The sequence below is a fragment of the Pseudidiomarina atlantica genome (assembly GCF_000753735.1).
Lineage (GTDB): Bacteria > Pseudomonadota > Gammaproteobacteria > Enterobacterales > Alteromonadaceae > Pseudidiomarina > Pseudidiomarina atlantica.
On the sequence record NZ_JPIN01000013.1, the window covers coordinates 141,815 to 152,885 of the forward strand.

Genomic DNA, 11,071 nt, shown 5'->3' on the forward strand with positions numbered 1-11,071 from the left:
CAACAGCAGAGGCAAACACTATTGAAAAAGTGCGCATGTCACCATCGCCAGACAACACTCTGGTAGTGTTCGATATGACCGAGCCACCGACCTACAGCTACTTCACTTTGAATCAGTCTCATCCCTACCGCTTAGTCATTGATTTTCAGCGTACTAGGCTCGATTTTGACCTCGATCAGCTGCAGTCAAAGTCGCTGATGGTGACGAAAGTTCGCACCAGCACACCGAAGTCGCCAGACAGCGTGCGCATCGTGCTGGAACTCGATAAAAAAGTAGATGCCAATTTTCAAGTGTTACCACCGCAGGGAACCTATGGTCACCGTCTAGTCGTGAATGTGCCCGGTGCCGCGATGGAGCGCGACAGCTCAGTGCTGAGCGCGGATGATTTACAAGAACGCAAAGTAACGGTTGCTATCGATGCCGGTCATGGCGGCGAAGATCCGGGTTCGATTGGTCCGAGCGGGACCTATGAAAAAGATGTGGTGCTGCCCATTGCACGAGCGTTAGCCAAGATGATCAACGACGATCCAGCCATGCAAGCTTATCTGATTCGCAGCGATGATTATTATGTTGGCTTGAATGAACGGCCGCGCAAAGCTGAGCGCATCAACGCCGATTTGTTTGTCTCTATTCATGCGGATGGCTTTCACACACCGCAACCGCGCGGGGCTTCAATTTGGGTTTTGTCGAACGGCCGTGCGAACAGTGAGATGGGTCGTTTGCTGGAGAATAAAGAGCGCTTATCTGATGTTTTAGGTGGCATTCCTGCCAGTGAAAGTGGTGACGCAATGCTTAACCAAACCTTGGTATCGATGAGTATGGACATCAACATGGTCGGCGCCCACGAAGCAGCAACGGAAGTCATTAAAGAATTAAAAAGTATCACGCGGATGCATAAAGCACAGCCGCAATCAGCCAGTCTAGCAGTATTAACTTCGAGCGCGATGCCGTCGATGCTGGTTGAAACTGGATTTATCACTAACCCAACAGAAGAGAAGCTGTTGCGTAGCAATCAGCATCAACAAAAACTGGCGCGAGCAGTTTATCAGGGGGTGCGTAATTACTTCTTGCGACGCCCGCCAGATGGCACCATGTTCGCCAGTGCACGTGCAAGCCGGCATGTGGTGAAATCCGGCGAATCTCTGTCGATCTTGGCACAACGTTACAATACGACAGTCGCCGCGATTAAAGAACGTAACAACTTACGCACTTCAGTCATTCGCGTGGGTCAAGTGCTCGACATTCCAGCGCCGAATTAGGATTTGCCATGCCAATTCAGTTATTGCCGATAAGCCTGGCCAACCAAATTGCTGCCGGTGAAGTTATTGAGCGTCCTTCATCGGTGGTAAAAGAGCTGATCGAGAACAGTCTCGACTCAGGCGCGGATCAACTTTTTATCGATATCGAGAAGGGCGGTCGGCGACGGATTCGTATTCGCGATAATGGCTCCGGCATCGATAAAGATGAATTAGCGCTCGCATTAGCGCGTCATGCGACGAGTAAAATTACCTCACTTGCGGATTTGGAAGCGATTCAAAGTCTGGGCTTTCGCGGCGAAGCGCTTGCCAGTATTAGTTCAGTTTCACGTTTGACGCTCACCTCCAAGCCAGCGCAGCAAACGCAGGCGTGGCAAGCTTGGGTCGAAGGGCGAGATATGCAAGCGCAGCTAACGCCAGCAAGTCATCCCGATGGCACCACTGTCGATGTTGAAGACTTATTCTTCAATACCCCAGCGCGGCGTAAATTTTTGCGTACCGATAAAACTGAATTTAGCCATATAGATGAGATGCTTAAACGCATCGCTTTAAGTCGATTCGACGTCAAAATGGTGATTCAGCATAACCAGAAAGTGGTGCGCCAGTATCCCGCGGTAGCGCAAGAGCGCGCGCTCGAACGTATTGCAAAAGTGGTTGGTAGCAGTTTCTCAGACACTGCCGAAATGGTAGATAATGAACACTTTGGATTGCGCTTGTGGGGCTGGGTGGCGCCACCAGAAGCCTGCCGTCATCAAGGTGACGTACAATTTCTGTATGTGAACGGACGCATGATGCGTGATCGACTGCTCAATCACGCCATACGCCAAGCTTATGGGGACACACTTGGTGATGACCGGTCGCCGACTTACGTGCTCTATCTCGAGTTACCGCCTGCCGAAGTCGACGTTAATGTACATCCGGCCAAACACGAAGTGCGCTTTCATCATGCTCGACAAGTGCATGACTTTGTCCTGCAAAGTCTACGTGGCGTTGCTCGTGGTGCGACGTCTAACGTCGCACCACATCAGTATCAAGCAGCATCGGTACAGCTGCAGCAGCAAGTTGCAGCCTTGCAACCACGTTACAATAACCCGTTACCTGGTCTCGCAGCTGCGCCATCGGCGCCTACCATAGAGCCCGCTCCAGCGCCGCAAAGTGCAAGTATTTTAGCGGTGCTGCAACAGCGCTTTGCGCTACTAGAGCATGCTGGACAGTTAGTGTTGTTGCACTTACAAGAAGTAGAGCAAGCTTACTTGGTGCGGCAGTTGCAACGTCAGCATGAGACTGGCCTCAGCGGTCAACCCTTGTTAATACCGGTGAAGTTAACCGATAAACAACTCAGTGAGGCCATTACTGAACTGCCTCTAGCACGGCTGGCGCAACTGGGAGTGGTTTACCGCAAAGTCGGACGGCAAGTGGTGATAGAGCAGGTACCGAGCGCACTGCGCCACTCTGATATTCACTCCAGCATGGTAAAACTGGTGAGCTTTTTGGCAGATTCGACGGCGCTAGCACCAGAGTTTTGGCAATGGCTTGCCCAGCAACAAGTGAGTACACACTACAGCAAAGTGCAGGCGGAACATTGGGCGGGTGTCTGGCTAGAACAGTTGCAAGGCGCGAATAAGTTCGTTACGCGGTTGCAGTTACCTGAGTTACCGGAGCCAATTCGATGAACGAACCTTATGTGATTTGTTTATACGGTCCGACCGCTGCCGGCAAAACGGGTCTGGCGATCGCGTTACGACAACAGTTGCCAGTGGAGATTATCTCGGTTGATTCAGCATTGATTTATCGCGGTATGGATATTGGTACGGCAAAGCCAACTGCGGAAGAATTAGCCCAAGCACCGCATCGATTGATCGATATTTGCGACCCAGCCGAGAGCTATTCAGCTGCACAGTTTGCCAGTGACGCGCGACGCCACATTGACGACATCATTGCTGCTGGGCGCATTCCATTGCTGGTTGGCGGCACCATGCTGTATTTCAAGGCGTTGTTAGAGGGAATGTCAAAATTACCAGAAGCTGATCCACAGCTACGCCAACAGCTGCAAGTGCGCTTGGCGCAACAAGGCAATGATGCGCTTCATGCTGAATTGGCACACATTGATCCACAAAGTGCGCAGCGGATACACCCCAATGATCCACAGCGCCTGCTGCGTGCACTCGAAGTGTATTATGTAAGTGGCAAAACCCTGACAGAACTGACTAAAGAGCGTCACGGGGCATTGCCTTACCCAGTCGTTCAGTTAGCTGTAGCACCGCAAGATCGTAAAGTTCTACATGACCGTATTGCATTAAGATTTAGGCAAATGGTGGAACAAGGCTTGCTTACTGAGGTCGAAGTCTTACGCCAACGAGAAGATTTGCACCTTGATTTACCTGCGCTACGTTGTGTGGGCTATCGTCAAGCATGGCAATACCTCGACGGTGAATTTGATCGTGCTACTTTTCTCGATAAGGGCATTTTTGCCACTCGGCAGCTCGCGAAACGCCAACTCACTTGGCTTCGCAAGTGGCCTGGTGTGAGGTGGTTTGATAGTTTGGATCCGCAGTTAACTGAGCATGCCCTAAGGTATTGTCAGCAAGTGCCGGGAAACTTTACACGATTCAAACCTTGAAAGCCGTCCATTTGCCCTTATAGTTAAGAAAGTAACGAAGCAAAATGAGAGCGCATTGCGTTCGGTTTGAGTTCGGGCAAAGCCTCGCGTGAATCTGTTGGTAAATTGTGCCAGTTAGACTATAGTTGAGCGGACTGGCATCTGTGGTCTGTGGTAGGCTGCCGGACTCACAACAATAACAAGAAAAAGGATGCAAAAAATGGCAAAAGGGCAAACTTTACAAGACCCGTTTTTGAATGCATTGCGTCGGGAGCGCGTACCAGTTTCAATTTATTTGGTAAACGGTATTAAACTGCAGGGTCAGATTGAGTCGTTTGACCAATTCGTGATTTTGCTTAAGAACACCGTTAGCCAAATGGTCTATAAACATGCGATTTCAACGGTTGTTCCTGCGCGTATTCCGCAAAATTATTTGCCACAACAAGAGGCAGGTAGTGAAGAGGCGATTGACTAGCATTAACTTGTTTAAGGAGCAGTGATAGCTTGTTTGATAGGTTTGAAAGTGGTGAACAGGCTATCCTGGTGCACGTTGACTTCCCCGCCGAAATTGATCGGGAAGACCTCTCTGAATTGAAACTTTTGGTCACTTCCGCTGGTGTCGAAACGCTTGCGGTAGTGACTGCTGCGCGTTCTACGCCAAGCTCGCGGTATTTCGTCGGGAGCGGCAAAGCAGAAGAAATAGCTGACGCCGTTAAGCTGCATGGTGCGAATATTGTTATCTTTAATCACAGCTTGTCGCCGACACAAGAGCGCAACCTCGAAAAATTATGTCAATGCCGGGTGCTTGACCGCACGGGTTTGATCCTCGATATTTTCGCGCAGCGCGCTCGAACCCATGAAGGTAAGCTGCAAGTTGAGCTGGCGCAGTTGCGGCATATCTCGACGCGCTTGGTGCGAGGCTGGACCCACTTGGAGCGGCAAAAAGGTGGTATCGGTTTACGTGGTCCGGGGGAAACTCAGCTAGAAACAGACCGACGTTTAATCCGCGGGCGCATTAAAAATATTCTTGGCCGCCTCGACAAAGTTCAGAAGCAGCGTCAACAAGGGCGGCGCGCAAGACAGCGCGCAGAAGTTCCCACTGTTTCGCTAGTTGGCTATACCAACGCCGGTAAGTCGACATTGTTTAATCGTGTCACCGAGTCAGAGGTTTATGCGGCCGACCAACTGTTTGCCACACTCGATCCAACGCTGCGGAAGCTGGAACTGCCAGACGTGGGCGCCGTCATTCTTGCGGATACCGTTGGTTTCATCCGGCATCTACCGCACGAGTTAGTTGCCGCGTTCAAAGCAACCTTGCAAGAAACCCAAGATGCAGACTTGCTGTTACATGTGATTGACATTAGTGATGACCGCCAGAAAGAAAACGTTGAGCAAGTCGAAGCGGTGTTAGAAGAAATTGGCGCCGATGAAGTACCACAATTATTAATTTGTAACAAAATCGATAAACTAGATGATGGTGTTGCACGTATAGATTATGACGACCAACAACGTCCGATTCGGGTTTGGTTATCGGCTCAATCAGGTGCAGGGCTTGAGCTATTGAGACAGGCGTTAGTAGAGCGCTTACGCCCAGACATGGTTGATGTTTCGTTACGAATTCCACCCTCAATGGGTAAACTGCGTGGTAAGCTGTATGCACTAAACAGCGTAACCGACGAAGCCGTCAACGAAGATGGCGCGTTATCCTTACATGTCAGGATGTCGAGTGTCGATTGGCGACGCTTGTGTAAACAAGTCGCCGATGAGTATGGCGATAGCTTGCAAGGCTTTGTAGAATAGACAGCAATTTGTCACACTAAGCATTATTAATTTATCCAAACTTGGAGTAGTCAATGGCCTGGAATCAACCGGGAAACGGCAACAATAACGACCGTGATCCATGGAAAAATCAAGGTGGCCGCGATCAGGGTCCCCCTGATCTCGATGAAGCTGTGCGCAATCTCATGCGCAAATTAGGTTTCGGCGGCTCTGGCAAAAAAGGCAACAACAACAGTGGCGGCAGTAGCGGCGGCTTTTCGATGAAAGGTGTCGGTATCATCGCAGTGTTGCTGGTTGTGGTTTGGTTCATTGCCGGTTTTTACACGGTTAAAGAAGCTGAGCGTGGCGTAGTGTTGCGCTTCGGTAACTTTAATACTTTGGTCGAGTCAGGCCTGCACTGGCGTCCGATTTTTATCGATACTGTCGAAACAGTCGATGTGAGCAACGTACGACAGTTCCAGTCTGAAGGCTTCATGTTGACGCAAGACGAGAACGTGGTGCATGTTGAGCTCGATGTGCAGTATCGCATCATCAACCCGCGTGATTATCTGTACGCAGTAGAAAACGCGGACAGTAGTTTGGCACAAGCCACCGACAGCGCTTTGCGTTATGTCGTGGGCCACACCACCATGGACGAAGTGCTAACGGTAGGTCGTGAGAACGTCCGTGCTGACACGCTTGAATTGTTAGAGAACATCATTGCTCCTTACCAATTGGGGATTCAAATTGTCGACATTAACTTGTTGCCAGCACGTCCACCAGAAGCGGTAAAAGACGCATTCGATGACGCTATTGCTGCGCAGGAAGATGAACAGCGCTTTATTCGTGAAGCTGAAGCCTATGCGCGTGAGCGTGAGCCAACGGCTCGTGGTCAAGTACGCCGTATTCTGCAAGAAGCGCAAGCTTATCGCGAAGAGCAAATCTTGAAAGCACAGGGTGAGGTAGCTCGTTTCAATGAGTTGTTGCCACAGTATCAAGCGGCACCAGGCGTGACGCGTGAGCGACTTTATTTAGAGACGCTCGAAGAAATTTACGCCAACACCGCCAAGGTGATGGTCGACGTAGAAGGCAGCAACAACATGATGTATCTGCCACTCGATAAGATTCTTGAGAATCAGCGTCGTAGCAGTACAACGCAGCAAACACCTGCAGAGCGAGATGCGAGTCGTTCACTTGGTACATCGACCGATTCATCATCACGCACTAACACGACCAGTTCGAGCGGCCGCACCAGCGACCGCAGCGGAGGCCGGGGGTAAATCATGAAAAATTTAATCGTTGTCTTAGTGATTATCGCTGCGCTTCTTGGCCTGTCTTCATTGTTTGTAGTGCAAGAAGGCGAGCGCGCAATCGTCATTCAGTTTGGTAAGGTTCAGCGTAACGCTGATACCGGAATGCCAACTGTCTACGAGCCAGGTCTACACTTCAAATTACCTTTCATTGAGCAAGTGAAGCGCCTTGATGCGCGGATCAAGACCCTCGATGGTGATGCGGACCGTTTCGTCACCAGCGAGAAAAAAGACCTTATCGTTGATACTTATGTGAAGTGGCGTATCTCTGACTTCGCAAATTACTATTTATCGACCAATGGTGGCAACCAAGCTCAAGCGGAAGGTTTGTTAACGCGTCGAGTTAACAGTGGCTTACGAGCGGAGTTTGGTAGCCGTACCATCAAAGAAATCGTCTCGGGCGAGCGCGATGACTTAATGCGCCAAGCGTTAATTCGTGGTGCTGATAGTGCGCAGGAACTCGGTATCGAAGTACTAGATGTGCGCGTAAAGCAGATCAACTTGCCAACTGAAGTGAGCCAGTCGATTTTCCAGCGGATGCGCGCCGAGCGTGAAGCAGTTGCCCGTGAGCACCGCTCAGAAGGTCGTGAGCAAGCCGAATTTATTCGTGCTGACGTCGATGCACGCATTACGGTTATGCTTGCCGATGCCGAACGACAGTCTCGTGAAATTCGTGGTCAAGGTAACGCGGAAGCTGCAGGTATTTACGCCGAGGCGTATACCAAGGATCCAGAGTTCTTCGCGTTCTTACGTAGCATGCAGGCGTATCAACGCAGCTTCGAGAATGGCAATGATGTGCTAGTGCTCGAGCCCGACAGTGACTTCTTTAAATATTTGAAGAGTCAAACAGCAAACTAAAATCAAAAGCCGGCGCCCGCCGGCTTTTTTCTGGAACTACCGTGATTCGTTATTCGTTAATCGTGAGGGTGAGGCAGTGGTGCACTCCACTAACGATTAACGAATCACGATTAACGTAGTTTGGGAGTGGGTATGGAATCGTATAAGCAGTATTACCGTCAATTTTTGGGGCAACACCCTGGCATCCTCCATTGCTCGCCGCATAGCCATTACTACTGGCCCGATGTCACTCGCGATGCTCAGCTGGCTTATTGGAATGACAGCGCCGCGGGAGCTGACCACAAGTGGGACGTGATTTTCGGCGAACGTATTCCAAACGTGCAACGACTGTTAGCGGAGCTACTTGACCACCCATACCCAGAGCAATTTGTATTTGCCGCCAATACCCATGAACTATTGTATCGTATCATCAGCTGTTTTGCGCCAGACCAGCCGTTGCGGATTCTCACTACCGATGGCGAATTTCACAGCTTTAGTCGCCAAGTGCAACGCCTCGAAGAGCGAACTGGAGTGCACGTAACGCGCATCCCATGCGAGCCGTACGATACGTTTGCAACGCGTTGGCAAGCGGCGTTACAAGCACATGAATTCGATCTCATCTTTACCAGTCAGGTGTTCTTTAACTCGGGTGTGCAAGCGCCACCGCTAAGTGATTGGCTAGCAGCAGTGCCGCAACGCACTCAAGTCGTGGTCGATGGCTACCATGGATGTGGCGCGATTCCCACGCGTTTGCGAGACGTTGCTGACCGTATTTTCTACATTGCCGGCAGTTATAAATACCTGCAAGCGGGTGAAGGTTGCTGTTTTATGGCGGTACCGAAAAGCTGTGCATTACGACCGGAGTATACCGGTTGGTTCGCGGACTTTGCCAACCTAGCAAAACCGCGTCAAGCAACCGTAGGCTACGCTGACGATGGTTATCGATTTGCTGGAGCCACCATGGATTACACCGCCTTGTATCGCCTAGAGGCGGTCTTGGAGTGGTGGCGTAGTATCGGACTTACCGTCGAGCAGATCCATCAACGGGTGCAGAAGTTGCAGCTTGCTTTCCTGTCGCTGCTCGATGAGGCGCAGCACCCGTTAATTCATCGGCAAGCCTTGTTGCGTGATGAGCAGCGTGATCACGGCCACTTTTTTACCTTCGTGCTGCCGTCGGCAGAGCAAACCGCGACAGTTGCTGCCGCGCTTCGCGAGCAGGGCGTTGACACCGATTACCGCGGTAACCGTTTGCGCTTTGGCTTTGCCCTGTATCACGACATTGCTGACTATCAGCAATTGAAAAAAGCCTTAGAAGCCATCTGATCGGGCTACCGAAGCAGGTGAATTCCTGTTAAAATCGCCGCCTGTTTTTTCAACAGTAACGCTGGTAGCAAAAATAATGGGTAAAAACGTCGTAATTCTCGGCACGCAGTGGGGTGACGAAGGCAAAGGTAAGATTGTTGATTTACTTACCGATAAAGCTTCGTTAGTGGTTCGTTATCAAGGCGGCCACAATGCTGGTCACACCCTTGTCATCGACGGTGAAAAAACCGTTCTCCATTTGATTCCTTCGGGCATTTTACGTGAAAACGTAACCTGCGTTATCGGTAACGGAGTCGTGTTGTCGCCGGAAGCCTTGATGGAAGAAATCGCGATGCTTGAAGCGCGTCACGTCCCGGTCCGTGAACGCCTGCTAATCAGTGAAGCCTGCCCACTTATTTTGCCGTATCACATTGCGCTTGACCAAGCGCGCGAAAAAGCCCGTGGCAACAAAGCAATTGGCACGACAGGGCGTGGTATCGGTCCTGCTTACGAAGATAAAGTCGCGCGTCGCGGCTTACGGGTAGGTGATTTGTTCCACTTTGAGCGCTTCGAAGAGAAGTTACGCGAAGTGGTCGAATACCATAACTTCACGCTGACGCAATACTACAAAGTTGACGCTGTTGATGTCGATGAGGTACTCGAGTATTGCCGTGAAGTTGCGCAGCAACTGCGCGGTATGATCGCTGATATCCCATCACTGCTTGATGAAGCCCGCAAAGAAGGGCAGAACATCATGTTCGAAGGCGCTCAAGGCACCTTACTTGATATCGACCACGGTACTTACCCGTATGTGACCTCGTCTAATACTACCGCCGGTGGCGTTGCCACAGGCGCTGGTTTTGGGCCACGCTATATCGACTATGTACTCGGTATCGTCAAAGCTTACACAACGCGCGTGGGTAGTGGTCCATTCCCAACGGAACTATCCTGTGACGTAGGTGAGCATTTGGGCGTCAAAGGTCACGAATTTGGTGCCACTACCGGACGTAAACGTCGCACTGGTTGGTTCGATGCAGTCGCCGCGCGTCGCGCAGTCCAGATTAACTCAGTCAGTGGTTTCTGCTTGACCAAATTAGATGTCCTAGATGGTCTTGAAGAATTGAAAATCTGTGTCGGTTACAAATTAGCGGACGGTACCGTGACTGAATACCCACCGATGGCAGCCGAAGACTATGATACGGTAGAGCCAGTATACGAAAGTATGCCAGGGTGGAGCGAGAGTACTGTAGGTTTAACTGAGCACAAAGATTTGCCAATTGCGGCACTGGCTTACATCAAACGTATCGAAGCCTTAACTGGTGTTCCGGTGGACATTATTTCGACCGGTCCAGATCGTGCTGAGACCATTATTTTGCGCCATCCGTTCGCAAAATAACCAATCAGTTCACGAAACTTAAAAAAAATGGCATTAACTATTGCATCATCAAAATCGATACAATAGAATGCGCTCCACCTAACCGGGGTGCCGGCATAGCTCAGTTGGTAGAGCAACTGACTTGTAATCAGTAGGTCCCGAGTTCGACTCTTGGTGCCGGCACCATTTTAAAATCTGGTTTTGGAGGGGTTCCCGAGCGGTCAAAGGGATCAGACTGTAAATCTGACGGCTCAGCCTTCGCAGGTTCGAATCCTGCCCCCTCCACCACTTTTTAGCATTATCATGCGAATGCGGTGAGTCCAGAATGGTTTGAGGTGGCCCGATTCAAGGCATGCGGGTATCGTATAATGGCTATTACCTCAGCCTTCCAAGCTGATGATGTGGGTTCGATTCCCACTACCCGCTCCAATAATCTGTAAGTGCTGATATAGCTCAGTTGGTAGAGCGCACCCTTGGTAAGGGTGAGGTCGGCGGTTCAAATCCGCCTATCAGCACCATTTCACGGCCCCTCTTGCAGTTAAAACTTTCGGTTAAGTCATTGATAATTTGGTGTTGAACCACCGTATGTTGTCCAAAGAGAGGCTGTCATGTCAAAAGAAAAATTTGAACGTTC

General features: G+C 50.5%; 8 protein-coding genes, 4 tRNA genes and 1 pseudogene. All 13 read left to right on the forward strand.

Annotated elements, in window-relative coordinates; all coding sequences use genetic code 11:
• Nucleotides 1–35 precede the first annotated feature (35 nt).
• The gene (locus tag IDAT_RS11975) at nucleotides 36–1,259 is read left to right on the forward strand and encodes an N-acetylmuramoyl-L-alanine amidase (protein ID WP_244441655.1); all 1,224 of its coding nucleotides are present in this window, start codon (nucleotides 36–38) and stop codon (nucleotides 1,257–1,259) included.
• 8 nt (nucleotides 1,260–1,267) lie between these two features.
• Nucleotides 1,268–2,791 (forward strand): annotated as a pseudogene (gene mutL / locus IDAT_RS11980) (DNA mismatch repair endonuclease MutL); the annotation flags it as partial.
• Between the two features lie 134 nt (nucleotides 2,792–2,925).
• Nucleotides 2,926–3,876 (forward strand): tRNA (adenosine(37)-N6)-dimethylallyltransferase MiaA, encoded by a 951-nt coding sequence (gene miaA / locus IDAT_RS11985; protein ID WP_051986806.1) that lies wholly within the window; start codon nucleotides 2,926–2,928, stop codon nucleotides 3,874–3,876.
• A gap of 199 nt (nucleotides 3,877–4,075) precedes the next feature.
• On the forward strand, nucleotides 4,076–4,330 hold the full coding sequence (gene hfq / locus IDAT_RS11990; protein ID WP_034733993.1) for an RNA chaperone Hfq: 255 nt from the start codon (nucleotides 4,076–4,078) through the stop codon (nucleotides 4,328–4,330).
• Nucleotides 4,331–4,359: 29 nt separating this feature from the next.
• Entirely contained in the window at nucleotides 4,360–5,655 is a 1,296-nt protein-coding gene (gene hflX, locus IDAT_RS11995; protein WP_034733995.1) for a ribosome rescue GTPase HflX, read from the forward strand.
• 53 nt (nucleotides 5,656–5,708) lie between these two features.
• Nucleotides 5,709–6,893, forward strand: a complete 1,185-nt coding sequence (hflK, locus tag IDAT_RS12000) for an FtsH protease activity modulator HflK (protein ID WP_034733998.1) — start codon at nucleotides 5,709–5,711, stop codon at nucleotides 6,891–6,893.
• Nucleotides 6,894–6,896: 3 nt separating this feature from the next.
• The gene (gene hflC, locus IDAT_RS12005; protein WP_034734000.1) at nucleotides 6,897–7,781 is read left to right on the forward strand and encodes a protease modulator HflC; all 885 of its coding nucleotides are present in this window, start codon (nucleotides 6,897–6,899) and stop codon (nucleotides 7,779–7,781) included.
• A 132-nt stretch (nucleotides 7,782–7,913) separates the two neighbouring features.
• The gene (locus IDAT_RS12010; protein ID WP_034734003.1) at nucleotides 7,914–9,083 is read left to right on the forward strand and encodes an aminotransferase class V-fold PLP-dependent enzyme; all 1,170 of its coding nucleotides are present in this window, start codon (nucleotides 7,914–7,916) and stop codon (nucleotides 9,081–9,083) included.
• A gap of 76 nt (nucleotides 9,084–9,159) precedes the next feature.
• Nucleotides 9,160–10,458, forward strand: coding sequence for an adenylosuccinate synthase (locus IDAT_RS12015; RefSeq protein WP_034734004.1), 1,299 nt, complete (start codon nucleotides 9,160–9,162; stop codon nucleotides 10,456–10,458).
• A gap of 89 nt (nucleotides 10,459–10,547) precedes the next feature.
• Nucleotides 10,548–10,623, forward strand: a tRNA-Thr gene (locus IDAT_RS12020).
• A 17-nt stretch (nucleotides 10,624–10,640) separates the two neighbouring features.
• Nucleotides 10,641–10,725, forward strand: a tRNA-Tyr gene (locus IDAT_RS12025).
• A 66-nt stretch (nucleotides 10,726–10,791) separates the two neighbouring features.
• A tRNA-Gly gene (locus IDAT_RS12030) sits at nucleotides 10,792–10,866 on the forward strand.
• Between the two features lie 13 nt (nucleotides 10,867–10,879).
• Nucleotides 10,880–10,955: transfer RNA gene (locus IDAT_RS12035), tRNA-Thr, on the forward strand.
• Nucleotides 10,956–11,071 lie beyond the last annotated feature (116 nt).

Coding starts and splice junctions, on each gene's coding strand:
- IDAT_RS11975 (WP_244441655.1), top strand. CDS start 36: ATGTCACCATCGCCAGACAACACTCTGGTAGTGTTCGATATGACCGAG.
- miaA (WP_051986806.1), top strand. CDS start 2,926: ATGAACGAACCTTATGTGATTTGTTTATACGGTCCGACCGCTGCCGGC.
- hfq (WP_034733993.1), top strand. CDS start 4,076: ATGGCAAAAGGGCAAACTTTACAAGACCCGTTTTTGAATGCATTGCGT.
- hflK (WP_034733998.1), top strand. CDS start 5,709: ATGGCCTGGAATCAACCGGGAAACGGCAACAATAACGACCGTGATCCA.
- hflC (WP_034734000.1), top strand. CDS start 6,897: ATGAAAAATTTAATCGTTGTCTTAGTGATTATCGCTGCGCTTCTTGGC.
- IDAT_RS12010 (WP_034734003.1), top strand. CDS start 7,914: ATGGAATCGTATAAGCAGTATTACCGTCAATTTTTGGGGCAACACCCT.
- IDAT_RS12015 (WP_034734004.1), top strand. CDS start 9,160: ATGGGTAAAAACGTCGTAATTCTCGGCACGCAGTGGGGTGACGAAGGC.